This is a genomic window from Mesorhizobium sp. NPDC059025, from assembly GCF_042739655.1.
In the GTDB taxonomy this organism is placed as follows: Bacteria; Pseudomonadota; Alphaproteobacteria; order Rhizobiales; family Rhizobiaceae; genus Mesorhizobium.
On the sequence record NZ_JBHYIM010000011.1, the window covers coordinates 119,090 to 143,693 of the forward strand.

At 61.6% G+C, this 24,604-nt stretch carries 19 protein-coding genes; 7 read left to right on the top strand and 12 right to left on the bottom strand.

Annotated elements, in window-relative coordinates; all coding sequences use genetic code 11:
- The first annotated feature begins 18 nt into the window (after positions 1 to 18).
- Positions 19 to 561, top strand: coding sequence for a DUF924 family protein (locus tag ACFWYE_RS23505; RefSeq protein ID WP_379114694.1), 543 nt, complete (start codon positions 19 to 21; stop codon positions 559 to 561).
- A gap of 27 nt (positions 562 to 588) precedes the next feature.
- Here ACFWYE_RS23505 and folK read toward each other — a convergent pair whose 3' ends face one another.
- From folK to folP, 3 genes are read right to left on the bottom strand one after another with little or no spacing between them, the layout of a single operon-like run.
- Complete coding sequence (gene folK, locus ACFWYE_RS23510; protein ID WP_379114695.1) at positions 589 to 1,101, bottom strand: 2-amino-4-hydroxy-6-hydroxymethyldihydropteridine diphosphokinase; 513 nt, start codon at positions 1,099 to 1,101, stop codon at positions 589 to 591.
- Positions 1,085 to 1,444, bottom strand: coding sequence for a dihydroneopterin aldolase (gene folB, locus ACFWYE_RS23515; protein ID WP_379071415.1), 360 nt, complete (start codon positions 1,442 to 1,444; stop codon positions 1,085 to 1,087). The genes folK and folB overlap by 17 nt, the downstream gene beginning before the upstream one ends.
- A complete protein-coding gene (folP, locus tag ACFWYE_RS23520; RefSeq protein ID WP_379114697.1) occupies positions 1,444 to 2,295 on the bottom strand; it encodes a dihydropteroate synthase in 852 nt (283 codons plus the stop codon). The genes folB and folP overlap by 1 nt, the downstream gene beginning before the upstream one ends.
- An 84-nt stretch (positions 2,296 to 2,379) precedes the next feature.
- On the opposite strand from folP, the gene ACFWYE_RS23525 reads away from it, so the two are divergent.
- Together ACFWYE_RS23525 and ACFWYE_RS23530 are read left to right on the top strand one after the other, a co-directional pair.
- Positions 2,380 to 2,994: a DUF922 domain-containing Zn-dependent protease gene (locus ACFWYE_RS23525; RefSeq protein WP_379071421.1), complete on the top strand. Its 615-nt coding sequence runs from the start codon at positions 2,380 to 2,382 to the stop codon at positions 2,992 to 2,994.
- A 267-nt stretch (positions 2,995 to 3,261) separates the two neighbouring features.
- Positions 3,262 to 4,740, top strand: a complete 1,479-nt coding sequence (locus ACFWYE_RS23530; protein WP_379114699.1) for an MDR family MFS transporter — start codon at positions 3,262 to 3,264, stop codon at positions 4,738 to 4,740.
- A 45-nt stretch (positions 4,741 to 4,785) separates the two neighbouring features.
- Here the strand turns inward: ACFWYE_RS23530 and ACFWYE_RS23535 are convergent, their stop codons facing one another.
- Together ACFWYE_RS23535 and ACFWYE_RS23540 are read right to left on the bottom strand one after the other, a co-directional pair.
- Positions 4,786 to 5,106 carry a 2Fe-2S iron-sulfur cluster-binding protein gene (locus ACFWYE_RS23535; RefSeq protein ID WP_129415406.1) on the bottom strand — a complete coding sequence of 107 codons (321 nt, stop codon included), beginning with the start codon at positions 5,104 to 5,106 and terminating at the stop codon, positions 4,786 to 4,788.
- A gap of 142 nt (positions 5,107 to 5,248) precedes the next feature.
- Complete coding sequence (locus ACFWYE_RS23540; protein ID WP_379114701.1) at positions 5,249 to 5,614, bottom strand: Hpt domain-containing protein; 366 nt, start codon at positions 5,612 to 5,614, stop codon at positions 5,249 to 5,251.
- Positions 5,615 to 5,894: 280 nt separating this feature from the next.
- Here ACFWYE_RS23540 and ACFWYE_RS23545 point away from each other — a divergent pair, with 280 nt between their 5' ends.
- Complete coding sequence (locus ACFWYE_RS23545) at positions 5,895 to 13,025, top strand: kinesin (RefSeq protein ID WP_379114702.1); 7,131 nt, start codon at positions 5,895 to 5,897, stop codon at positions 13,023 to 13,025.
- Positions 13,026 to 13,139: 114 nt separating this feature from the next.
- Here ACFWYE_RS23545 and ACFWYE_RS23550 read toward each other — a convergent pair whose 3' ends face one another.
- From ACFWYE_RS23550 to ACFWYE_RS23570, 5 genes are all read right to left on the bottom strand, one after another.
- On the bottom strand, positions 13,140 to 13,757 hold the full coding sequence (locus ACFWYE_RS23550; RefSeq protein WP_379114703.1) for a DsbA family protein: 618 nt from the start codon (positions 13,755 to 13,757) through the stop codon (positions 13,140 to 13,142).
- A 121-nt stretch (positions 13,758 to 13,878) separates the two neighbouring features.
- Positions 13,879 to 14,478 carry an ABC-type transport auxiliary lipoprotein family protein gene (locus tag ACFWYE_RS23555; protein WP_379071436.1) on the bottom strand — a complete coding sequence of 200 codons (600 nt, stop codon included), beginning with the start codon at positions 14,476 to 14,478 and terminating at the stop codon, positions 13,879 to 13,881.
- A gap of 73 nt (positions 14,479 to 14,551) precedes the next feature.
- A complete protein-coding gene (locus ACFWYE_RS23560) occupies positions 14,552 to 15,925 on the bottom strand; it encodes an MlaD family protein (RefSeq protein ID WP_379071438.1) in 1,374 nt (457 codons plus the stop codon).
- Between the two features lie 8 nt (positions 15,926 to 15,933).
- Positions 15,934 to 16,752 (bottom strand): ABC transporter ATP-binding protein, encoded by an 819-nt coding sequence (locus ACFWYE_RS23565; protein WP_379114704.1) that lies wholly within the window; start codon positions 16,750 to 16,752, stop codon positions 15,934 to 15,936.
- Position 16,753: 1 nt separating this feature from the next.
- Complete coding sequence (locus tag ACFWYE_RS23570; protein ID WP_379114705.1) at positions 16,754 to 17,938, bottom strand: ABC transporter permease; 1,185 nt, start codon at positions 17,936 to 17,938, stop codon at positions 16,754 to 16,756.
- Between the two features lie 78 nt (positions 17,939 to 18,016).
- Here ACFWYE_RS23570 and dgcA point away from each other — a divergent pair, with 78 nt between their 5' ends.
- Positions 18,017 to 18,997 (top strand): N-acetyl-D-Glu racemase DgcA, encoded by a 981-nt coding sequence (gene dgcA / locus ACFWYE_RS23575; protein WP_379114706.1) that lies wholly within the window; start codon positions 18,017 to 18,019, stop codon positions 18,995 to 18,997.
- Here dgcA and ACFWYE_RS23580 read toward each other — a convergent pair.
- Positions 18,968 to 20,182, bottom strand: a complete 1,215-nt coding sequence (locus tag ACFWYE_RS23580; RefSeq protein ID WP_379114707.1) for an MFS transporter — start codon at positions 20,180 to 20,182, stop codon at positions 18,968 to 18,970. The two genes, dgcA and ACFWYE_RS23580, sit on opposite strands and share 30 nt — an antisense overlap.
- Positions 20,183 to 20,327: 145 nt before the next feature.
- Positions 20,328 to 21,164, bottom strand: coding sequence for a UDP-2,3-diacylglucosamine diphosphatase (locus tag ACFWYE_RS23585; RefSeq protein WP_379071449.1), 837 nt, complete (start codon positions 21,162 to 21,164; stop codon positions 20,328 to 20,330).
- Positions 21,165 to 21,278: 114 nt separating this feature from the next.
- On the opposite strand from ACFWYE_RS23585, the gene ACFWYE_RS23590 reads away from it, so the two are divergent.
- Both ACFWYE_RS23590 and ACFWYE_RS23595 read left to right on the top strand, forming a co-directional pair.
- Positions 21,279 to 22,058 (top strand): SDR family oxidoreductase, encoded by a 780-nt coding sequence (locus tag ACFWYE_RS23590; protein ID WP_379114709.1) that lies wholly within the window; start codon positions 21,279 to 21,281, stop codon positions 22,056 to 22,058.
- 158 nt (positions 22,059 to 22,216) lie between these two features.
- Positions 22,217 to 24,547, top strand: a complete 2,331-nt coding sequence (locus ACFWYE_RS23595; protein WP_379114710.1) for an NADP-dependent malic enzyme — start codon at positions 22,217 to 22,219, stop codon at positions 24,545 to 24,547.
- The last annotated feature ends 57 nt before the right edge of the window (positions 24,548 to 24,604 follow it).

Genomic DNA, 24,604 nt, shown 5'->3' on the forward strand with positions numbered 1-24,604 from the left:
AAAGGGATAATAACAAACATGGTAGATGAACGCGCACTCGATGTGACGGCCTTCTGGCGCAACGCCGGAACGGATGCGTGGTTCACGAAGGATGCGGCCTTCGACACCGCGTTCAGGACTCGTTTCCTGGATCTGCATCACGCAGCCGCGCGACGGGAACTGGATGGCTGGGTCGACCATGCCGAGGGCGCACTGGCGCTGATGATCCTGCTCGACCAGTTCCCGCGCAACTGCTTCCGCGGCACCGCGCATATGTTCGCAACCGATCCGCTGGCTCGTCATTTTGCGGCCAAAGCGGTAGCTGCCGGGCACGACCTGGCAGTCGACGTCGCAATCCGGGTGTTCTTCTACCTGCCCTTCGAGCATTCCGAAAACCTTGAAGACCAGCAGCGCAGCGTCGAGCTGACGGAGGCGAATGCGCCGGACTACCTCAGCTATGCAATCGAGCACCTTGAGATCATCGCGCGTTTCGGCCGCTTTCCGCACCGCAATCGGCCGCTCGGCCGCGAGACCACCGTGCAGGAAAAAGCGTTTCTCGATGGCGGCGGCTTCTCGGGCTAAAGCAACATGGTTCGCGGGTCGGCCGGATCAGGCCGACCACCATTCACGGCCGGATGGCAACCGCTCGATGCCGGTAATGTCCATTGCCGCAAGCCGCTCGGAAACGGTCTTGCCAGCCAGGATGAGTTGCGGCGCGATTTCCGCCAGCGGCACCATGACGAAGGCACGCTCCAGCATGCGCGGATGCGGGACTGCCAGTTCGGTTTCGTGGATGGCACGGTTGCCGAAGACGAGGATGTCGATATCGATCAGTCGCGGCCCCCAGCGTTCCTCGCGGACCCGTTTCAGCCTGCGTTCGGTTTCCAGGCACAGTTCCAGGAGCACATGCGGCGTCAGCTCGGTGGTCAGTTCCGCGGCAATGTTCAGGAAATCGGGCTGGTCGGTCTTGCCCCAGGGCGGCGTGCGATAGAGCGAGGAGACCGCAACGACACGCGTCGCGGCATCGTCGTTCAACATGCGCAAGGCTGCGGCAATGGACTGAGCCGGATCGCCGAGATTGCCGCCGAGACTTAGAAAAACGGTGTTATTGCGGCCAGACAACGGTGACCTCGACGTAATCGAGCACGCCGGGCACCGGCGCATTGGGCTTGCGGACGGTAATCTCAGCCGTCTTGATCTGCGGGAAACGCCGGGTCAGCGCCTTGGCAACATCAAGCGCCAGGGCCTCTATGAGAAAACGCCGTTCGCCGGTGATGATCTTTTCGATGACGGTGAATGCAACACCGTAGTCGACCGTGCTGTCGATGGCATCCTCGTCCAGTTCCCTGGCTGGATCGACAGTCAGCACCGCATCGACATAGAAACGCTGGCCCAGCCGCTCTTCCTCGTCGTGCACCCCGTGCCTGGCAAAGAAGGCGCAGTTCTTCATCCGGATGACGTACATTATCGAGGTTCCTGCGAGGTGTTGCTGCGAGCCAGCATAGCATCCGTCATGGCCAGAGCATCCACGTTGATTGCGACATCGTGAACGCGAAACAGATCGGCGCCTTTGAGCCTCAGGATGACGCTGGTGGCCGCGGTGCCGGCCGCCCGATCCGCGGCGTCCCTGCCTGTGACGGTGCCGACAAAACGCTTGCGGGACGTGCCGACGATGAGCGGAAAACCGAGATCAGCCAACTCTTCGAAACGCACCATCAGATCGAGGTTTTCGTCGGCCGTTTCCTTATTGAAGCCGAAGCCGGGGTCGAGCACGATCTGGTCATCGCCGATGTCCGCTTCCCGTGCGATCTCAAGCGATTTCCCAAGGAAGAGGCGCTGGTCGGCAATGACATCCGTCAATTTCTCGCGCCCCCGGCCGGTATGCATGACGACGACGCCAGCTCTGGCCCTCGAAACCTCATTAGCGATCTCAGGATCCTTCTGTAACCCACAGACATCATTGATAATATGAGCGCCAGCTTCAATTGCCAGGCGCGCCGTTTCGGCGCGGTAGGTATCAATGGAGATCAAAGCGTCGCCGTGCCTTGCCAGTTGCTCTATCACCGGCAGCACGCGTTGCTGTTCCTGCTGCGCCGTAACATCCGCAGCCCCCGGCCGGGTCGATTCACCGCCAACATCGATGATGGCAGCTCCTTCCCGGATCATGCGGCCAGCCTGCTCGATCGCCAGGTCCCTGGCGTCGAACCGGCCGCCATCCGAGAATGAATCCGGGGTCACGTTGAGGATACCCATGACGACGGACCTTTCGCCGAGGTCGAGATGGCGTCCATGCGCCAATTGCCATCGTCTGTTCATCTTTGCCCGCCAAGCTGCGCTGGCGATACGTATTTCGTTGCGCCGGCAACGGCCGTAACGCAAGGTGGGGCAAGAGGCAATAAAATGAATCGTACCCTGCTGACCGCGTTGCTCGTCCTTTTCGCCGTTTCTACGGCCGATGCGGCAAATCTCGTCAAGACCTACAGTTATTTCTCGATCGGCGGACGCTCCCTGGAACAGATCCAGGCAGAACTGTCGAAACGTGGTCCGTCGGTGAAATCCACCGGCATGCGCCATCCCGGCGCTACCCGCATGGCCTTCACCAGCCGCATCGGTTACGCCGACGCGCCGGATTCGTGCCGTATTGTCTCGGCCGTCGTGACGGTAAAGACCCATGTCATCCTGCCCAGATGGAAACCGAACGGCAAGGTGGGCCCGGATGTGCGACTGTTCTGGAATACGCTTGCAGCCGACATCAAGCGACACGAAGACCGCCATGTCGAAATCGCCAAGGACTACGGCAAACGCCTCGAAAGCTCGCTGAAAGACATTGGCAAAGAGGCCAATTGCAAGATCGCCGCCGCCAAAGCCCGCGAGGTGACGGCAAAGATCCTCAGCCAGCACGATCAGGCACAGGTTGAATTCGACCGTGTCGAAATGGTCAATTTCGAAAGCCGTATCATCCGGCTTATGCGCTACCGTATCCAGCAGATCGAGGCCGGTCGTTTGCCTGGCTGAACTCCCGGGATTTTATCGGATTTTGCGAAACAGGATCAACGGAAGCAACCCGTTGGTCCTTGAGACTGGCGCGCTATATAGGGAACGAGACTGTTCACAGGGCGCATTCGGCTCGCCCGGAAACAAGAAATTTCAGCCGTCTGTCGAAATGCACACAGCCGGCGCGACATATGTCCGGCCATACAACTCTCGACAAGCACAGGCGATCAAAGCCGCCGCCCATACTCGGACGCTGCCGGGTTCGCCACGGCAGACAGGTGAATGACCATGGACCAGACTGTTTCAAAAGTGGCGGCAGCAGACGGCGCGCTGTCGGAAAGCGAGAAGAATGCCATCATTGGCGGCGTACTTCTGTCGATGCTGCTCGCCGCGCTCGACCAGACTATCGTAGCCCCCGCCATGCCGACCATAGCGGAGGCGCTGGGCCATGCGCAGTACCTTCCCTGGATCGTCACCGGTTATCTGCTCACCGCGACCGCCATGGCCCCGCTTTACGGCAAGATTTCCGACGTGCACGGCCGTCGGCCAACGCTTTATGCCGCGATCCTCATCTTCCTGGCGGGTTCGCTGGTGGCGGCGCTCGCCCCCAACATGCTGGTTCTCATCATCGGCCGCGCCATCCAGGGGCTGGGCGGCGGCGGGTTGTTTGCGATGGCCCAGACGGTGATCGGCGATCTGGTGCCGCCAAAAGAGCGCGCCCGCTATGCCGCCTGGATCTCCGGCACCTGGGCCGTCGCCAGCATTGCGGGGCCCCTGCTGGGAGGCACCTTTGCCGAACACCTGCACTGGTCACTGATCTTCTGGATCAACCTGCCGCTCGGCCTGCTGGCAATGGCCATCATCAACAAACCGCTGAGAAAACTCCCCGTGGCCGCCCATCGCCACAGCATCGATTGGCTCGGTGCTGCACTGCTTGTCGTTGCCACCTCGCTGCTGCTTCTGGCACTGAACTGGGGCGGTGGCACCTATCCGTGGGATTCTGACCAGATTCTCGGCCTGTTCGCTGCCTCTGCCTTCGTTTGGGCCATCTTCGCACTTCGGCTGGTCAAAGCGGCCGAACCGTTGATCTCGCTGAACGTGCTCGGTAATTCGATCGTGCTCGCCGGCACACTCTCGCTCTTCCTTCTGCAGGCCGCCAATGTCGGGCTTTCCGTGTACCTTCCGGTTTACCTGCAGGCTCATCTCGGCCTGACTGCATCGGAATCCGGCATGGCGATGCTTGGTATCTTGCTCGGCACGGTTGCCGGCGCGACCACGGCGGGTCGCTTGACCCCGCGCTTTACCCACTACAAGCGGCTGGCACTGGCCGGCGTCTGCTTCGGCATCGTTGCCCTGGCCGTGCTCGCCTTCGTTGCCGGCAGCAGTTCACTCATCTGGGTGATAGTGTTGACCACTTGCGTTGGTTACGGCGCGGGCACGACTTTCCCGGTGGCAACCATTTCGGTCCAAAATGCCGTCGAACGCAGCCATCTCGGCGTAGCGACCGGTGTGCTCACCTTCATGCGCTCGCTGGGCGGTGCTCTCGGTGTTGCGCTACTGGGCGCGGTCGGCGCCGCTTATGGTCTGCCGTTGATGGGCGAAGGCACTCAGGCCGCTCAGGCGCAGTTGTCATCCGCGGTTCCGTTTGCGGCGATATTCCTCATCAGCACAGCGCTGCTTGTCGCCACGCTTGCCGCACTCGCTGCAATGCCGGAGAAGCCACTGCGTGGGCGCGATGATACCGAAACGCCGATGATTGCGGAGTAAGCTTTTTAGAAACAGAAGCTTGCAGCTCTGTTCTAAGCTTGGAAATCAGCCTTGGCGCTCCGGGATGCGCACCACCAGGCCATCCAGTTCGTCCCGAACCTTGATCTGGCAGGACAAGCGCGAATTCGGCTGAACCTCATAGGCGAAGTCGAGCATGTCCTCTTCCATCGTCTCCGGCTCGCCGACCACACCCGTCCAGGCTTCATCGACATAGACGTGGCAGGTCGCGCAGGCACAGGCTCCGCCGCATTCGGCTTCAATGCCGGGAACCGCGTTGCGGATCGCATTCTCCATAACGGTCGAGCCATTTTCGGCATCGACGTCAAAATGCGTCCCGTCATGGGTGATGTAGGTCAGTTTTGTCATTTGGTCACCTGAGAAGTCACAGCCGAGATAATCACTCGGCGGCGCAAGTCAACTGCCGCGCGAAACCGCCCCAAAGTGACGCTTTTTGAAAAATCGGACTTCGGCCAGTCGACGGCGATCGTCCGTCCAGCCGTCAACCGTCCTAACGGCTGATCGCGGCGATGAAATCGCGGACGTCCTCGACCAACGGTCCCAGCTTTTTAACGAGGCGATCATCGTCCGGCTGACGCTCGAATGCGACGGCCCAATCGGCTATTGCCAAAGCACCAACGCCGCGAGCCGAGCCCTTCAAAGCGTGTGCCAAAAGGAGACGCTGGCTTTTGTCGGCGCCCGGCAGCTTCTCGTCCGCCGACAGCGCCTGCTGCACGAACAATGCAAGCACCTCACGTTCCAGATCCCGATCGCCCATGGTTTGCCGGGACAGATGTTCCATATCCACAGGCCTGTTGCGGGCACGGCCCGACGCTTCTCCACCTGGCATCGAGAACGCCACGTTCACGCTACGCATACCACCAAACTCCATTGCCGCGGCCGCCCGAGGCCTTACAAACTAACGAATTCCGATGGATGGCAGGTTAACAGGGAGTTGTGAAAAATGTTTGGCAACGCCGTTTCGGCTCACGCTCTCGTTAACCTTATATTTAAAGTTTTACGTATGTCCGCGAATGCATGTTTTCTTTACCCCCCTGTGTCATTACGATACGAGGGTCCAAAATCAGGCCTCGGCGCGGGACGACAAAAGACAATAACGACCGCTCTCGCAGCAGCTAGTACAGGGTAGCGAAGGCATGGCGAAGAAAACCACCACGACGAAGAATCTTGATTCCGAGGTCGCCAAGGAGCTCGAACAGGCTCTCGACTTCGACCTCTCCGGAGAGTCGGGAGACCTGGACATCGCCGCGTCCATGGAGGATCTGGAAGCGCAGATCTCACAGGCAGCAGACGAGCTTGCGCGCGCCGGTCGTGCCGAAAAGGCCGCACCAGCATCAGCACCAGCCCCTCAGCCTGTCAAAGCCTCCGTGGCTGAGGCCAAACCTGCTGAGCTGCGGCCCATTGAGCCGCGCAACGGCGCAGCGCAGCCGGCCGGATTCTCGCCCGCCAACGACGATCGCCAGAAGGACTATCGCTCCCTGCTGCATAACCTCAATCGCCGTGCTTCCAATACCATCTATTGGGTGGTGGCGTTCGTATCGATCGCCTGGATCGTCGGTGCGGCAGCCTTGGCCAATCTCCTCTTCGGTCCCGATATCTGGAATATCCGCTCCATCGCGCAGGTGCTGCAGCGACCCGAATTGATCGGTATCGCCGTTGCGGCCATAGTTCCGATCATCCTGTTCTGGGCTTTCGCCGCTATGGTGTGCCGCGCACAGGACATGCGATTGGCCGCGCAGTCGATGACGGAAGTCGCCTTCCGCCTTACCGAACCGGAAAACATCGCGCAGGATCGCGTTATGATGATCGGCCAGGCCGTGCGCCGCGAAGTCGCGGCCATGGGCGAAGGCATCGAGCGCACACTCGCGCGCGCCGTCGAACTGGAGACCCTGGTTCACAGCGAAGTCAGCCAGCTCGAACGCTCCTACACCGAAAACGAGAGCCGTATCCGAAACCTGGTCGACGGATTGGGCAGCGAACGGGAAGCTGTCATCGGCCACGCAGAGCGCGTGCGCGCGTCCATTTCCGGTGCGCATGAAACTCTGCGTGACGAGATCAACTCGGCCAGCGATATCATCCGCGAGAACATCCTCGGCGCCTCTAGCAAGCTGTCGATGACCATCACCTCGTCAGGCGATCAGCTGATCGACCGCATCAACGAAAGCTCGATGTCGATTTTCGATTCGGTCGAAAGCCGCCTCGACACGATCACGGACCGCCTCTCCACTTCCGGCGAGGCATTCGCCAGTCTGTTGGACACGCGCATCGCCAAGCTTACAGACAGCACCGACGGCCTGACGCGTTCGCTGACGGAACTGCTCGACGATCGCACGCAGGGTATGGTGTCGTTGCTCGGTGGTGCCGCGCGCACCCTCAGCTCCGAATTCGAGTCCAGCCTCTCCGGCATCGAACGCACGCTCGCCGAACGTGGCCAGGCGCTGATCAGCGAATTCCAGACGCGCGCCGAGGCGCTCGACACCGGCACGCAGAAGCTCAACGCCGCACTGGAAGCCCGTGCCCGCCAGATCAACGAAACGCTGGTCGATCGTGCCCGCGACATCGCGACCGCCTTCACCGAAGGCAAGGACACGCTGTCGGCCATCATCGACCAGGGCAAGGCACAGATCGGCGCCGACATGGCCGACATCGTCACCTCGACGTCGACGATGCTTGAAGCTCGTGCAAGCGACTTCGCCGGCCGCATGGAGGCGGCACGCCACGCTGTGTCGCGTACATTCGACGCCGACATCGCCCGTCTCGCGGACGCTCGCGTGGGCATCGAGGAAGCGGTCGAGAACCACAGCCGCAAGCTGGAAGAGAGCCGCGAGCGCATGGCCGCCGCCATGCAGGCGGATCTGGAGAAGTTCTCCGAGGGCCGTGCCGCCATCGACGAGGCCGTCACCTCGCAGGTGCATATGCTGTCCGAGGGCCGCAATCTCATCAGCCGGGCGCTCGAAGAGGATCTGCGCAAGGTCAATGAGTCCCGCGCGGCCATCGACGCCTCGCTCGGCAGCCATCTGGAGCGCCTGGAGGAAGGCCGCTCGCGCCTGACCCACGCTCTGAATGAAGATGCCGACAAGCTCGTGCATGCCCGCACCATCATCGACGAAATGGTATCCGGCCATGTCGGCAAGCTGGCCGAAGGTCGCTCCATCCTCGCCCGCGCTCTTGATGCAGATCTCAACAAGCTGACCGAAAGCCGCACGGATATCGACAATCTGGTCGCTGGCCAGGTTGCCAAGATCGCCGAAGGCCGAGCTGTGCTTGCTCGTGCGCTGGAAGCCGACGTCGACAGCATCAAGGCGCTGATGGAGAGCCATTCGGTGCAGTTGGCCGACGATCGCGACCAGCTCGGTCGCGCCCTCGATGCAGACCTGTCCAGCATCCGCCGGCTGGTCACCGACCACTCCGGCCAGCTCGCCAATGAACGCAGCCTGCTCTCGCAGACCCTGGAATCGGATCTGGCCAAGCTCGCCGAAAGCCGCGCTTCCATCGACGGATTGGTTGCCGGTCAGGTCGAGAAGCTGGCTGAAGGCCGCGACATCCTCAAGCGTGCGCTCGAAGCCGATCTCGGCACGATCAGCTCGGTCATTTCCGACCAATCGCAGAGGCTGACGGACGATCGTGCGCAATTCGCCCGCCTGCTGGAGCAGGACCTGGCCAGCGTCAGCGAACTCGTTCGCGGGCATGCCGAACAGCTTGCATCCGACCGCTCGCAGCTCGCCCGGGCACTGGAAGACGATCTCGCCAAGCTGGCCGACAGCCGCTCGTCGATCGATGGGCTGGTCACCGGCCAGGTCGAGAAGCTCGCCGAAGGCCGAGACATTCTCAAGCGTGCCCTGGAGGCCGATCTCAGCGCCATCACGGCAGCCATCGGCGATCAGTCGCAGAAGCTGGCCGACAACCGCGCCCTCTTCTCTTCCGCGCTGGAAACCGATCTCGGCAACGTCAACCATCTTATTGCCGGGCACAGCGAGCGCCTCGCCGCGGATCGTTCCCTGCTTGCAAGAGCCCTGGAGGATGATCTCGCCAAACTCGCCGACAGCCGTTCGTCCATCGACGGGCTGGTCGCCGGCCAGGTCGAGAAGCTCGCCGAAGGCCGTGATATCCTCAAGCGCGCGCTGGAAGCCGATCTGAACACCATCACGGCAGCGATCGGCGACCAGTCGCAGAAACTGGCGGACAGCCGCGCGCAGTTCGCGCAGGCTCTCGATGCCGATCTGGCCAGCGTCAATCATCTTGTCGCCGGTCACAGCGAACGTCTTGCCGCGGACCGCTCCCTGCTCTCCAAGGCACTGGAAGACAATCTCTCGAGCGTCAGCAACCTTGTCGCCGGCCACAGCGGCAGGCTCGCGGCAGACCGCTCCCTCCTGTCCCAGGCGCTGGAAGAGGATCTCGCCAAGCTCGCCGACAGCCGCTCGTCGATCGACGGGCTGGTCGCCGGCCAGGTCGAGAAGCTCGCCGAAGGCCGCGACATCCTCAAGCGCGCGCTGGAAGCAGATCTCGCCAAGATCGGCGACAGCCGCAGCGGTATCGACGAAGCCATCGCCGGCCATGTCGGCAGACTGGCCGAAGGTCGCAACATGCTTACCCGCGCACTTGAAGAGGATCTGGCCAAGCTGGCCGAAAGCCGCGAATCCATCGACGGCCTGGTTGCCGGTCAGGTCGAAAAGCTTGCCGAGGGCCGCGATATTCTGAAGCGTGCGCTGGAAGCAGACCTCAACACCATCAGTGCAACGGTTGCCGATCAATCGCAGAAGCTGGTCGACAACCGCGCCCAGTTCTCCGACGCGCTGGATGCCGATCTCGCCCGCGTCAACGCTCTGGTTTCCGGCCATGGCGACAGACTGGCGGCCGACAGGGCGCTGCTTGCCAGGTCCCTGGAAGACGATCTTGCCAAGCTTGCCGAAAGCCGCGCCGCCATTGACGGGCTTGTCGCTGCACAGGTCGAGAAGCTCGCCGAAGGCCGCGATGTGCTGAAGCGCGCGCTGGAAGCAGACCTGTCGTCAATCGGCGGCGTGATGTCTGGTCAGTCGCAGAAGCTGGTCGATGCGCGCACCGATTTCCAGCAGGCGCTCGACGACGAGCTGCGGCGCGTCAACGACATCGTCGCCGGCCATAGCCAGCGGCTTGCCGCCGATCGTTCGATGCTCACCTCGGCGCTGGAAGACGACCTTGCCAAGTTGGCTGAGAGCCGCTCGTCCATCGACGGCCTTGTAGCCGGCCAGGTCGAGAAGCTCGCCGAAGGCCGCGATATCTTGCGCCGTGCCCTGGACGCCGACCTTGCCAAGCTCAATGAAAGCCGCGGCGGCATCGACGCCGTGATCGCCGACCATGTCGGCAAGCTGGCCGAGGGCCGCGATCTCTTGACTCGCGCACTGGAGTCCGACCTCGCCGCAATCGACGGAGCACTTGGTGGCCACGCCCAGCGGCTGGCCGACAATCGCGCCGACTTTGCGCAGGCTCTCGAAGGCAGCCTGGAACATGTCCAGGGCCTGATTTCGGGCCACAATGATCGCCTGTCGGCCGACCGCTCGGCGCTCACCCGGGCACTGGAGGAAGATCTCGCCAAGCTGGTCGATGCCCGCCGCGACATCGACCGCGCGCTCGCCGGACATATTGATCAGATCGCGACCTCCTCCTCGAGCATATCGGATGCCATTGCAGCCGATATCGACAAGGTCGAGCAGGCCTTCGCGCGCCAGACCGGCGTTATCGAGGAGCGCTCCGGCACCATGGAACGCGCGCTCAACGCCGGTGTCGACAACATCCGCGGAGCGCTGGAAAAGAGCGCGCTCTATGTTGCGGGCCAGCTGCGTGAAAAGGTCCTGGAGGTCACCAACACGCTGCACGAACAGGCCGGCATTGCCTTTACCGATGCGGACCGCAAGATCGCCGAGCGTGCTGAGCAGACCTCGGCCGCCCTGCTCGCTCGTGCCGAAGACATCGCCCAGACCTTCGAGAGCGCGGACCAGAAACTGGTCGCTCGTGCCGTTGAGACGGCACAGACCCTGGCCTCTCGTGCAGGCGATATCCTGCGCAACTTCGAAGATGCCGACCAGCGCATGGGTGTTCGCATCAGCGAATCCGCGGACGCGCTCGCGGCTCGTGCAACCGACCTCGGCCGCGTCTTCGAAACGGTCGAACAACAGCTGGCCGCGCGCATCGCCGAGGGCTCGGACGCTCTGACAGCTCGTGCCGCAGAGATCAGCCGCGTCTTCGACGACGCCGACAGCCGTATGGTGTCGCGTATCTCCGACAGCGCTTCGGCAATCGGCAGCCATGCCGACCAGATCGTCGGGGCGTTCGAGGATACCGAGCGCCGCGTTGCAGACCGCGCCCGCATGACCGGTGAAGAACTGGCCGGCCATGCCGTCGAGATCGAACGTGCCTTGACCAGCGCCGACCAGCGCCTGGCATCCAGCGCCGCCGCCGCAGCGACACGCGTCGAAGGCCAGATCGCAAGTGTCGAGAGCCGCTTTGCGGCATCGGCAGATGCGATGGGTCAGAAGCTCGAGCAGCAGATCACGCAGGCCGAAGGCCAGCTGGCTTCGCGCGCCAATGTCATCGCCGAAACCTTCGCCGCGGTCGGCCAGCATATCGGCCAAAGCACGAATGAAGCAGCCAAGACCATCGGCGCCAACACACGCGAGCTCAACTCCATGCTGGCGGCTCGTTCCGCGGAGCTTTCCAAGATCCTCGACGAGACGGCCCGTCCGCTGGTCGACAAATTCTCGGAAGGTGGCATCGAGCTGCAGAAGAGCATGGAGCAAGCGACAGAGCGTGCCACGGAGACGTTGCGCCGCGAAAACGCGGTGCTTGCGGATGCGCTGGCCAACCGTACGGCCGAAACGCTTGCCGCGGTCGATGGCGCCCGTTCGTCGCTTGCGGACAATGTTGCCGATCTGATCGGCCGCATGACCAACTCGGCCGACCAGCTCAACACGCTGATCGCCAAGGCCTCGGAAAACCTGGGTGAAGTCGAAACCCGTCTCGCCGGCTCGACGCAGAGCTTCGCAGCAACCACCGAGAAGGCATCTCAGACCTTCGCCAGCTCGGCTCGTCTGGTCGATTCCAACACGACCAGGCTGACCGAGCTGTCCTCGGCGACGCTGCGCGAAGTGGCTTCCATCGCCACCCGCTTCGACGAACACAGCCGCCTGCTCGCCAGCGCCTCGGACCTGCTCGGTTCCGCGCAGAGCAACCTGGAGCACACCCTGGCCCGCCAATCGTCGCTCGACGATCTCGCTGTCGGCCTGGTTAAGAAGTCGGAGGACCTTGAGAAGGTCATGCGCTCCTTCGAGACCCTGGTCGGCCAGACGCTGCAAAGCGCCGAAGGCAGGACGCTGGAATCGGCCGACAAGATCCGCGTGGCTATTTCGGAAGTGGTCGAGTCCGCCACCAAGCGGTTCTCCGATGCCACCGAGGAGATGCGCCGCACGGCCGGTTCGATCAAGAGCGAGCTGGACCTGACCCGCGCCGAACTGCGCAAGGGGGTCATTGAGATGCCTGAAGAAGCAAAGGAATCGACCACGGCAATCCGCCGTGCGGTTTCCGAGCAGATCAATGCGCTCAAGGAGTTGTCGGACATCGTCGCCAAGTCGGGTCGCACGGTCGACGTCGCGGAGCCGCGCAACCTGCGCCCTGCTCCGACTCCGGCTCCGGCTCCGCGTCCGACTGAACCGCAAGCGCGGCGTCCCGTGGAACCACAGCGTCGCGCGCCTGAAGCACCGACCGCGCCGACAGGCCTGCGCGGCTCGCTCGACGCTGCCGAGACAGCACTCAGGCCACGCAATGATGCCGGCGCCCGCACGCCGCAGGGTGGCTGGGTGCGTGACCTGCTGACCGGCGCTTCGGAAGACGATGGCGCACGGCCGGCTCCGCTACAGCCACGTGCCACGCCAGTGCAGCGTTCTCCGCTGCACGTCGTGGAGTCGCTGAACTCCCTCTCGGTCGACATTGCCCGCGCCATCGACCACGATGCTTCGATCGAACTGTGGAACCGCTACCGGCGCGGCGAGCGTGACGTATTCACCCGCCGCCTCTATACGCTGAAAGGCCAGCAGACCTTCGACGACATCCGCCGCAAATATCAGTCAGAGGCCGAGTTCCGCGCCGCTGTCGATCGCTACTGCGACGACTTCGAGAAACTGCTGAAGGACGTTTCGCGCAATGATCGTGACAACATGATCTCGCAGACCTACCTCACCTCCGACACCGGCAAGGTCTACACCATGCTGGCCCATGCCAGCGGGCGACTGCGCTAGAGCAATCCCAGTCGGAGTGTTTCGGTGAAAAATGGAAACACTCCGAGGTTCGGCACGATAGAAAAAGGCGAGAGTTCAACTCCCGCCTTTTTTGTTTCTACCAATCAAAGAACGCTATCTGGACGTCAGCACCTTGTCGAATGAAGCGACTGTCCCGTCGTAGACCAGACGCTCGCCGTTCAAGAAAAACGTCGGCGTCCCCTTTATCTCCAACTGCTGCATCGCCTGATCTCGAAGACCTTCGAGCTTGCGAAGATAGGCTTCGTTCTTGAGGGCTTGCTCGAAATGCGGCTGATCGATGCCCTGGGAAGCGGCGATTTCACTCATCACGCCTTTGCGCTCCGTCGCAGCAATAATCTCTTCGTAGCGATCGGTGAACGCTGCAAGCGTCTCGCGATGGCGCTCCTGACCCGCCTGCTCGGCTATCAGGAAAATTGCAGCGTCCACCGCGTTGCGAGCAAAGGGGCGTATCGAGATCCGAAGCTTGCCGGTGTGAACATATTTCCGTTCAAGGTCGGGCAGTACTTTTTTCTCGAAGTCGACACAGTGGCCGCAGGTCGGCGAAGAATAGACGATGAGGGTGGCGGGCGCCTGTTTGCTGCCAATGAAAGTGTCTTCGATACCTGCCGGCTGCATCAACACGCCGTTCAATACTGATTTCGGTGCAGCAAAGGCTGCACCATCGGACAAGAGCAATGCCGAGATGACCGTGGCGGTCGATAGGAGTTTCATGGTTCACCCTGATTGCTGATGCCCGCCCATTCGGCGAAACTACAATGCAGCGAGGCCTGAAAGCAGGTGCCAAATTGCCGCGAAACAGCGGTGATGACTGGAGACCTCGAGTGTTCGCAGCCTAGATCGTCGAGTCCGACCAGCGCACGATCTCGCCAACCGCCTGGCCGAAAGCACGGTCGAGCGCGGCCACATAGGCCGAGTTACCGCCGCCGCCAGTGACCGGCGCGCTGGCCTGGAAACTGCGTGAAGCACGCACTTCCCCGTTGCGGTCGTTGAGGATGCGGACATAGAGTTCGACATGTGCCTGCTCGCCTTTCTCGGCGCGCACTTCGAAGGCCCGGATTTCGGTAATGACCTGATAGTCGATCGCCAGTCCTTCGCCCGGCCGGCCGACACCCGCAAACCGGCCCGTGCGCTGGAATGCCTCAGCCAGTCTTGCCTGCACGATGACCGGCAGCCTGTCGGCCCATTGCGCGCCTTTGAGATACTGAATCGAGCGCTGGCCGGTCTTGATGACGATGTTCTGGCTGTCCAGCGCCTTGAGTGCCACCGGTTGGGTGACAAGGATCTGGCGTTTGCTTTGCCCTCCGGTCTGCACGCTCGGCGTCGACAGATCAAAGGTATCCAGAGGCGCGGGGCCGCCACCTGGCAGCGCCGCGCATCCCACAAGGATAGTCGCGAGCAGCAACGCGCCCGCATGCACTCGGATCGACTTCACGCGACGTCCCCACTGAACACGTCCGCCCGGTCCCCTTCCGGACAGTATTTATCAACGTAGCGGTACAGCGCCGTCAACGCCGTACCCTTCCATCATACTGGCGCACTTCGCCATCGCCACCCGACAGGATACGCTGCGGATTGCGCTGGAAGTCGGAAACCGCCTCTTCGATGCGATTGACCGAGCGTCTGGTGTCTCCAACCAGCGCCTCCACGTTCTGCAGGCCCTGGCCGGAGAAGCGTTGCAGGTTGTCGGAGATGACGCCAACATGCTTGTTCAGCGTGTCGGCCACCTGCTTGAACGACTTCAGCGTCTCGCTTGCCTGGGCCACAAGGCCCTTTGTATCGCCCGAGCCAAGCATGCCATCTACTTTGGCGAGGATGCCGTCGATGCGCACGGAAGCGTTGTTCAGGCGTTGTGCCAGTTGCTGCGCATCCTTGATGGTCTGCTGAATGTCGTCGGAGCGCGCGGAGACCTTTTCCGTCACCTTGGCGATGTCTGCCGATGCCTTGCCGGCATTGACGCTGGCATCCTTGATGTTGGCGAGCGCGGTGCGCACATCGGCCGGGTCGACGCTGTCGAGAACGCCATTCACCTTGTCGAGCGTCACCTGCGTTTTCGCGGCGAAATCGTTGATCGATCCAACCGCCTGCTTGACCTCGGCGATGGTCGAATCGAACTCGTCGCTGGTCTTGCTCAGATTGCGGGTGAATTCGTCGACATTTGCGACGATATTCCTGACCTTGTCGCGATCGACGGCGTTCAGCAGGCCTTCCGCAGCCTTCAGCGCACCATCCAGCTTGCCCGAAACGCCCTGCAATTCCGTTGAAAGCGCGCTGACGCTGGACAGGAACTTGTCGATGCCATCTGAATTCTTGGCCAAAGCATCCGAGAATTTGGCGGCGTTCTGCGCCGTCTGCGTCAACGGTCCACGCACATCCTTCGCGAAGCCCTCGAACTCGGACAGGACCTTGTCGGCGCGGCTGGCGATGTCCTGCGCGGTCTGCAAAAGATTGGTCACGGCGGAAGGCTTGGCGATGATCACCGCCACGCGCCCCTCTTTTTCCGCTTCATCGAGAAGCTTCGGCTCCTTCGGATTCGCGCCGGTCAACTCGATATTCGCCTGACCGGTCAGGCCGGCAAGGCCGATGTCGGCCTGTGTCGAACGGGTGATCGGTGTCATGCGGTCGATCACGGTCTCCGCCACCGCAATGGTTGGATCGTCGACGTCGATGTAGACGCGGCGGACATCACCGACTTTGACACCATTGAACAAGACAAAGCTGCCACGAGTCAGGCCCGAAGCCGAACCTGGAATGCGCACGCTCAGCGTCGTCGTCTCGCCACGGTCGCCGATGTTCGCGGTCCAGTAGACGAAGCCGAAGGCCGCCAGGATCGCCACCAGCGTGAAAATGCCGACAATGACATAGTTGGCTCTGGTTTCCATTGCTTCACTTATGGCTGCGCGCGCGTTGCAAGATCAAGCTGCCGAGCCCTTTTTCCGCGGAAATAGGACTTCACCCAGGGTTCTTCGCTCTTCAACATGTCCGCGACAGTGCCCTGCACCAGCACGCGCTTCTTGCCGAGCACCGCGATGCGGTCACAAGCCGTGAACAACGAATCAAGATCATGCGTCACCATGTAGACGGTCAGGTCCATCGTATCGCGCAGCTTGACCACCAACTCGTCGAACTCGGCTGCGCTGATCGGGTCGAGACCGGAAGTCGGCTCGTCGAGGAATACGATTTCCGGATCCAAAGCCAGGGCACGTGCAAGGGCTGCACGCTTGATCATGCCGCCGGACAGTTCCGAAGGGTATTTGCGCGCAGCATCCGGCGGCAGGCCGACCAGCTCGATCTTGAGCATGGCCAGTTCGTCCATCAGCTTTCGCGGCAGATCCAGATATTCGCGCATCGGCACCTGGACGTTTTCCATCACCGTGAGCGCCGAAAACAGGGCGCCCTGCTGGAACAGCACACCAAGTCGCATATCGATGCGCAGCCGCTCCGTGTCGCTGGCGTTATCGACATCAACCCCGAACAGCCTGATCGTGCCGGCCTGCTTCTTCACAAGGCCAAGCACGGTGCGCAGCAGCACGGATTTGCCCGCACCCGAGGCTCCGACGAAACCAAGGATCTCGCCGCGTCGGATATCCAGCGACAGGTCGTCCAGGATGACCGTCTCGCCAAAGGCAACTTTGATGCCGCTCGCCGACAGCACGATGTCGTCCTGCTCCTCGTCGGTATGTTCGGCGTGCTGTTCGATGATTGCCATGTCAGAAATTGATCGACGCATAGAACAGGGCGAAGAGTCCATCCAGGATGATGACGACGAAGATGGATTTCACCACCGACTGGGTGACGTGCAGGCCAAGCGATTCTGCGCTTCCACCGACCTTCAATCCTTCCACCGATGCGATGGTGCCGATGATGATGGCCATGAACGGCGCCTTGATCAGACCTGCGAAGATTGTACTGAGATCGATGGCGACCTTGAGCCGATCGATAAAGGCTGCCGGGGGAATGTCGGAATAGGCCCAAGCCGCGAAGATGCCGCCGCCAAGTGCCGCAAAATTGGCCAGTACGGTGAGGCATGGCAGGCCGATTACCAACGCAACAAGACGCGGAAACACCAGAACGCCGATCGGATTGAGGCCGATGACCTTCAACGCGTCGACTTCTTCGCGCATCTTCATGGAACCGATCTCGGCCGTGATCGCGCTGCCCGATCGGCCCGCAATCATGATTGCCGTCATCAGCACGCCAAGCTCGCGCAGTACCAGAACGCCAACCAGATCGACGACGAAGATGTCGGCACCGAAGTAGCGCAATTGATACGCGCCCTGCTGCGCCACGATGGCGCCAACGATGCCCGACATCAGAAGCACGACCGGCACCGCACCGACACCCATGCGATCCAGCTGGTTGAAGATCGCGGCCGGATTGACCGCATGACCGCGCCCAAGCTTCATCTGGGCGCCCCGGATCGTGGCGCCCAAAATGTTCATTCCGGCCAAGAAGTCGTCTCCAGCCTCGCAGACACGACGCCCGATCAACTCCAACGCACGAACGACGATGTTCGGTTGGGGAATCGCCTTGCCGAGTTCGGCCCTGCTTACAGCTTCAAAGACGGCGTCGATCAGCGTCTTGACCGTCTCATTCTGCCCGACTTGCTCGATCTGCGCGCCACGCGTCTGATAAGCATTGATCAGCCGCGCGATCAGCCAGGCGCCGGCTGTATCCATGCGCGCGACGCTTGAGAAATCAAGAGATAAAGATTTGAAATCGTTTCTCTTTTCAAGTTGCCGCATCTCAGCATCGACTTGCGCGACACGGCGTGTCGTCCAATTGCCGTGAAAGGTGCAGCCAAGCGTCCCATCGCTCTCGCTGACGACAACGCGCGGCTCAAGGCTCGCTGTGGCGGCGTTGTCGCTTGCGTCGCGTTTGCGGATCGTCAACATGCCATCCTGTTTATCTCGACGGGACAGGCCTGTCGATTTGCCGGCAGCATTACGCCAGTATTACCGGAGCAGAAAAATATGGTGCGTGTCATTTCGGTCGATGCCGAACGTTTTCCCATCGCCGGGGTCTTCACCATTGCGCGCGGCTCCAAGACCGAGGCTGAGGTCATCACCTGTACCATCCGCGACGGTAATCACATCGGACGCGGCGAATGCGTACCCTATCGGCGTTACGGCGAGACAATCGAGGGCGTTCTGGGAGCAATCGAGACCATGCGCCCCGCACTTGAAAACGGCCTGGATCGCCTGCAGTTGCAGGCCGCGATGCAAGCCGGCGCAGCCCGCAATGCCATCGACTGCGCGTTGTGGGATCTCGAGGCCAAGATGGCTGGCACCTCTGTTGCCCGGATGCTTCGGATTGCCCCCGCGGCACTGGAGACCGCCTATACCCTGTCGCTGGCGGAGCCCGAGGCGATGGCTGCGCAGGCTCATGCCAATGCGGCTCGGCCGCTGCTCAAGGTCAAGCTCGGGGGTGAGAACGACACCGCGCGCATCCGCGCGGTTCGAGAGGCGGCCCCGAGGAGCAGGTTGATCCTGGATGCCAATGAAGGTTGGACCGACGACAATGTCGTGGAGAATATCGCTGCCGCGGCGGCCCTCGGTGTCGCGTTGATCGAACAACCCCTGCCCGCCGGTCGCGACGGAAAGCTGAGGTACATTTCCCGCCCCGTCCCGATCTGCGCCGATGAGAGCGTGCATGCAACACAGGATATCGATGCGCTGGTCGGCCTCTACGACGCCGTGAACATCAAACTGGACAAAGCCGGCGGCCTGACCGAGGCGATCGAACTGCGCGACCGTGCCCGCAAAGCAGGTTTCGGTGTCATGGTCGGCTGCATGGTTGGTACCTCGCTCGCCATGGCGCCGGCAGTACTGCTGGCGCAAGGCGCCGACTATGTCGATCTCGACGGCCCGCTGTTGCTGGCCCGTGATCGCGAACCCGGCCTTGTCTACCAGGGATCGCTGGTTTCACCGCCTGATGCCGCGCTGTGGGGCTGAACGGGCAGCCAGCAAAATGAGCGCAAGGCCCAGCAACGCCACTGGCACCATGGCATAGAACCCTTCGACCCCGAAGCTCTGGTAGAGCGGGCCAGAGACCAGCGTGACTGCCGCCATGGCAAAGCCATTGGCAAAAAAGGCGATGCCCTGCGCTGCGCCGGTACGTTCCTCGGCCACTGTTTCGCCGATCATCTTTTGCAGGCCGATCAATACCAGCGCTGTCGAGATGGCGTGCAGCGCCTGCAAGCCGAAGAAGCCGGCCACGCCGAGGCCGAGTGGCCAGATCAGCGGAAAAGCGATCCACCGGACGATGGCACCGCACGCGGCCAGCATCATGACGCGAACGACCGGAACGTGGCTGAACAGTCGGTTGAAGGCCATGAACATGCCGACTTCGCAAACCACGCCAAAGGCCCACAGAAAGCCCACGACGGAATCGCTTATTCCCAATGATTTCCAATAGATGGACGAGAACCCGTAGAGAAAGCCATGGCTGCCGACCAGGACGCCGGCACCGGTGGCAAAATAAAGGAAGTATGGATTTCGCAGGCTGGGTACCGCTTGCTGCAGATCAGTCGCGGAAAGGGGCGAGGCACGCCGCGGCCTTCCCATGCGGGGAGCCATCAAGCCGATCGCGACGATCGCCAGGAACGACACGAACAACATGATCGGTACCGCACCTGCCCCTGTCGAGGTCAGGATGAAACCGCCAACCAGATTGGCACAGAGATAGGAAATCGATCCCCAAATCCGCATACGCGGATAGTTGGCGCCAAAGCGGCGTACGCCCGACAGCGCCAGCGAATCGGCAATCGGCGAGTGCGGCGTCCAGACCACGGCCAGAACCAGTGAAACCGCCAGCACGATCGCGTAGCTCGGCGGCAGGAAGTAGCCTGCGGAAACCACCACCGACGCGACGGCGAGTGCCAGATAGACGTTGACACGGTCATTGGCCTTGTCAGCAAGGGAGGTGAACAGCGGGGTCGTCGCCACGCGCAGGAACATCGGCGCAGACAGAATGACTGCAATCTTTTCCGGGCTGAAGCCGTGTGCTTCCAGCCAGAGCGGGAAATAAGGCAGGTAGATGCCGCTCGGCACGAGAACGGTGAAGAAAACGAGCGCCATGCGCAGTTCATAGTTGCGCGGCTTGATCTGCTGTTCAGGCGAAAGCGGTGGCAGGGACATCAAAAAGGCAATCGGCAACTGCTGCCGGCAAAATGGCCGGTCAGCCGCCCTGCTCTATCACGCCTGCCAGCTGCCAGAAACCGGTTGGCCTAATCGATTTATGTCAAATATTGTGGGTATCGGAGGCTTGTGGGATCAGCAGTCGTCAGGCCGCTTCCGCCGCCCTGACCTTGGCCGGCAAGACATCAAAGGTCACCGGCACCAGTACCGGTTCCGCCGACGGCGCTTCGGGCATGACATGCGCCCAATGCAGGATTTCGAAACGACCATCGAAATGCTCGACCACAGCCGTGCAGCTTTCCACCCAATCACCGGTGTTGATGTACTGGACGCTGTCGACGGTTTCGATTGCGGCGTGGTGGATATGCCCACAGATCACACCATCGACCTCCGACCGTCGTGCTTCCTCGGTAAGCACATTCTGGAAGGAACCAATGAAATTGACGGCTTTCTTCACCTTGACCTTGGCCCAGGACGAGAATGACCAGTACGGCATGCCGAAGACTTTGCGGAAGCGGCTGACACCGCGGTTGATCAACATCGCCGCGTCGTAGGCGTAATCACCGAAATAGGCGAGCCAGCGCGCATTGTGCACGACGGTGTCGAACTGATCGCCATGGATGACCAGCATGCGGCGGCCATCGGCCGTTTCATGAATGGCACGGTCAGCCACAACGATGCCGCCAAAGTGCACTCCCTGGAACTGGCGGGCGAACTCGTCGTGATTGCCGGCGATGTAGGTGATCGAACTACCCTTGCGAGCCTTGCGCAGCAGTTTCTGGACCACGTCGTTGTGTGCCTGGGGCCAATGCCAGCTGCGACGCAACCGCCACCCGTCCACGATGTCGCCGACAAGGAAGATCGTATCGGCATCGTGATGACGCAGGAAATCGATCAGGAATTCTGCCTTGGCCGCCTTCGATCCCAGATGCACATCCGAGATGAAGATGGAGCGGAACATGCGTGGTTTGGCGCTGGACATCGCGATCTCACCTTTCGCGCTGCCTATGCATCGATTCATGCAACAACCGTATGACGGTTGCGATTGGGCCAGCCTTTTCGCTAGCCTTGCGTATCCAATCGGAGGTTTTGGGACATGGATCTCGGCATTCGCGGCAAGAAGGCGATCGTTTGCGCATCGAGCAAGGGACTGGGACGCGGGTGCGCGATAGCGCTGGCCGAAGCAGGGTGCGATCTCGTGGTCAATGGCCGCGATCCCGTGCTCCTGGCGAAAACCGCGGCGGAAATCCGCGAACGGTTCGGTGTGCGTGTTGTCGAGGTGGTCGGTGACGTGTCGAAACCCGAGGTACAGAAGGCCTTGATCGCTGCCTGCCCGGATCCAGATATACTCATCAACAACAATGGCGGACCACCCTATCGCGACTTTCGCGAGCTGGACCGCGAAAAGATCCTGGAAGGCGTCACCAACAACATGGTCACGCCGATCGAACTGGTGAAAGCTGTCATTGATGGCATGGCGGCGCGCGGCTTCGGACGCATCGTCAACATCACTTCGCTCTCGGTCTATGTACCGATTCCCGGTCTCGATCTGTCCTCTGGCGCGCGGGCGGGGCTGACGTCCTTTCTCGCTGGCGTCGCCCGCACGGTTATCGACCGCAACGTCACCATCAACAGCATGCTGCCCGGCAAGCTGGACACCGACCGTCTGCGCGGGCCGCATGAACCGGGCTCGATCGAGACGGCGGACGCCGCCACGGAACGCAAGGCACGTCTTGCCGCCGACATTCCCGCCAAGCGGCTGGGAACGCCGGACGAGTTCGGCCAGATCTGCGCTTTCCTGTGCTCGGTCCATGCGGGATATCTGACGGGGCAGAACATTCCGGTCGATGGCGGGCTTTACGTCAGCGCCTTCTAGCCAGGAAAATTTGTGAACCTGCCCGCAGGTTCCGCCAGCAACGCATTGATCTGCAATGATTTCCCGCCGATGTGAAAAACACGGAGGTGCGTTACATCGCGCCTCGAAAAAATGGCGACCCATGCTAAAAGGGGTGACGCAACAGGAGGCGGGAAAGCATGGCAGGCGACAAGAGCAAGACGGCACGTTCGGATCTGGATGAGGCCGCGCTCTTCTTCCACAAGTACCCTATCCCCGGAAAGCTGGAGATCCAGGCAACCAAGCCGCTTGGCAACCAGCGCGACCTCGCGCTCGCCTATTCTCCGGGGGTTGCCGCGCCTTGCCTCGCCATCAAAGATGATCCGGCGACTGCCGCCGACTACACGGCGCGCGCCAATCTTGTCGCCGTGATCTCGAACGGCTCGGCCGTGCTCGGCCTTGGCAACATCGGCCCGCTGGCTTCCAAACCGGTCATGGAAGGCAAGGCAGTCCTGTTCAAGAAATTCGCGGGCATCGACGTTTTCGACATCGAGATCGAGGCACCTGAAATCAGCCGCATGGTCGAGACGGTCGCGGCACTGGAGCCGACGTTTGGCGGCATCAATCTGGAGGACATCAAGGCGCCCGAATGCTTCGAGGTCGAGGAGCAATTGAAGGCCCGCATGGGCATTCCGGTTTTCCATGACGATCAGCATGGCACCGCCATTATCGTCGCCGCTGCCGTCCTCAACGGGCTAGAGCTGGCCGGCAAGAAAATAGCAGACGTCAAGATCGTGACGTCGGGAGCTGGCGCCGCGGCACTTGCCTGCCTCAACCTGCTTGTTTCGCTCGGTGCCAGCATCGAGAACATCTGGGTCACCGACCGTTTTGGCGTTGCCTACAAGGGCCGTGTCGAGGAGATGGATCGCTGGAAGGACCCTTACGTCAAGGACACCGAAGCCCGTACGCTGGCCGATGTCATCCCTGGTGCCGATGTTTTCCTCGGCCTGTCCGCCGCCGGCGTGCTCAAGCCCGAATTGCTGCAAGGGATGGCCGAGAAACCACTGATCCTGGCGCTGGCCAATCCAACGCCTGAAATCATGCCGGAAGTCGCGCGGGCTGCCCGCCCCGATGCCATGATCTGTACCGGACGTTCGGATTTCCCGAACCAGGTCAACAACGTCATCTGTTTCCCCTATATCTTCCGTGGCGCGCTGGATTGCGGTGCCAGCGCCATCAACGAAGAAATGAAGATGGCTGCCGTGCGCGCGATCGCAGCACTTGCACGCGAAGAGCCCTCGGACGTCGCAGCGCGCGCCTATTCCGGCGAAACGCCGATCTTTGGGCCGGATTTCCTGATCCCGTCACCGTTCGATCCGCGTCTCATCCTGCGCATCGCGCCGGCGGTGGCAAAGGCAGCCTGCGATACCGGCGTGGCAACACGTCCGATCGCGGATATGGCCGCTTATCTCGACAAGCTGAACCGCTTCGTCTTCCGTTCCGGCCTCGTCATGAAGCCGGTGTTCTCAACCGCCCGAAGCTCCAGCGCCAAGCGTGTCATCTATGCCGATGGCGAGGACGAGCGGGTGCTGCGGGCAGCCCAGGTGGTGCTCGAGGAAGGTATCGCCGAGCCGATCCTGATCGGCCGTCCGCATGTGATCGAGGTTCGTCTCAAACGCTATGGCCTGCGCATCAAGCCCGGCGTCGACTTCGGCCTGATCAATCCCGAGGAAGACCCGCGCTACCGCCACTATGTCGACCTGCTGATCGAGCTGGGCGGCCGTCGCGGCATCACGCCGGAGGCGGCGCGGACCATGGTGCGCACCGACAATACGGTGATTGCGGCTCTTGCGGTGAAACGCGGTGACGCGGATGCCATGATCTGCGGTCTCGAAGGCCGTTTCGCGCGTCATCTGCGCAACGTCACACTGATCATCGGGCCGCGTCCAGGCATCACCGATCATGACCTTTCGACGCTTTCGATGCTGATCTCGCAGCGCGGCGTTTTGTTCCTCACCGATACCTATGTCTCGATCGATCCAAGCGCCGAAGAGATCGCCGAGATGACCATCCTGGCTGCCGAGGAAATTCGCCGCTTCGGCATCGAGCCGAAGGCTGCCCTGCTCTCGCTTTCGGATTTCGGTTCTCGCGATGCGCCAAGCGCCCTGAAGATGCGCAAGGCTGCCGATATCCTGGCGCGTATCGCGCCGGAACTGGAATGCGACGGTGAAATGCATGCGGATTCGGCATTGTCAGAGCACCTGCGTCAGCGCGTGTATCCACATTCGCGCCTGAAGGGCGAAGCCAATCTGCTGGTGTTTCCCAGCCTCGATGCCGCCAACATCACATTGACGGCACTTCGAACCATGCTGGATGCCCTGCATGTCGGCCCGATCCTGCTCGGCACTGACATGCCGGCGCATATCCTCACTCCTTCGGTGACCTCACGCGGCGTCGTCAACATGACCGCGCTGGCCGTTGTCGAGGCCTCGCATAAGGCACAGGCGGCGCTTCATGCGCCGCGTGGTTGACGAACTCAAGAGAAGCTTAACCGGCCCGCCTTATTTTCATTGCCCGACACAGGCGGG

What these genes read in the sequence shown, in the direction of transcription:
- ACFWYE_RS23535 (WP_129415406.1), bottom strand. Translation starts at nt 5,106, where the DNA reads ATGACAAAACTGACCTACATCACCCATGACGGGACGCATTTTGACGTC.
- ACFWYE_RS23540 (WP_379114701.1), bottom strand. Translation starts at nt 5,614, where the DNA reads ATGCGTAGCGTGAACGTGGCGTTCTCGATGCCAGGTGGAGAAGCGTCG.
- folP (WP_379114697.1), bottom strand. Translation starts at nt 2,295, where the DNA reads ATGAACAGACGATGGCAATTGGCGCATGGACGCCATCTCGACCTCGGC.
- ACFWYE_RS23505 (WP_379114694.1), top strand. Translation starts at nt 19, where the DNA reads ATGGTAGATGAACGCGCACTCGATGTGACGGCCTTCTGGCGCAACGCC.
- ACFWYE_RS23560 (WP_379071438.1), bottom strand. Translation starts at nt 15,925, where the DNA reads ATGGAAACCAGAGCCAACTATGTCATTGTCGGCATTTTCACGCTGGTG.
- ACFWYE_RS23580 (WP_379114707.1), bottom strand. Translation starts at nt 20,182, where the DNA reads ATGTCCCTGCCACCGCTTTCGCCTGAACAGCAGATCAAGCCGCGCAAC.
- folB (WP_379071415.1), bottom strand. Translation starts at nt 1,444, where the DNA reads ATGTACGTCATCCGGATGAAGAACTGCGCCTTCTTTGCCAGGCACGGG.
- ACFWYE_RS23525 (WP_379071421.1), top strand. Translation starts at nt 2,380, where the DNA reads ATGAATCGTACCCTGCTGACCGCGTTGCTCGTCCTTTTCGCCGTTTCT.
- ACFWYE_RS23590 (WP_379114709.1), top strand. Translation starts at nt 21,279, where the DNA reads ATGGATCTCGGCATTCGCGGCAAGAAGGCGATCGTTTGCGCATCGAGC.
- ACFWYE_RS23550 (WP_379114703.1), bottom strand. Translation starts at nt 13,757, where the DNA reads ATGAAACTCCTATCGACCGCCACGGTCATCTCGGCATTGCTCTTGTCC.
- ACFWYE_RS23585 (WP_379071449.1), bottom strand. Translation starts at nt 21,164, where the DNA reads ATGTCCAGCGCCAAACCACGCATGTTCCGCTCCATCTTCATCTCGGAT.
- ACFWYE_RS23595 (WP_379114710.1), top strand. Translation starts at nt 22,217, where the DNA reads ATGGCAGGCGACAAGAGCAAGACGGCACGTTCGGATCTGGATGAGGCC.
- ACFWYE_RS23565 (WP_379114704.1), bottom strand. Translation starts at nt 16,752, where the DNA reads ATGGCAATCATCGAACAGCACGCCGAACATACCGACGAGGAGCAGGAC.
- dgcA (WP_379114706.1), top strand. Translation starts at nt 18,017, where the DNA reads ATGGTGCGTGTCATTTCGGTCGATGCCGAACGTTTTCCCATCGCCGGG.
- ACFWYE_RS23530 (WP_379114699.1), top strand. Translation starts at nt 3,262, where the DNA reads ATGGACCAGACTGTTTCAAAAGTGGCGGCAGCAGACGGCGCGCTGTCG.
- ACFWYE_RS23545 (WP_379114702.1), top strand. Translation starts at nt 5,895, where the DNA reads ATGGCGAAGAAAACCACCACGACGAAGAATCTTGATTCCGAGGTCGCC.
- ACFWYE_RS23570 (WP_379114705.1), bottom strand. Translation starts at nt 17,938, where the DNA reads ATGTTGACGATCCGCAAACGCGACGCAAGCGACAACGCCGCCACAGCG.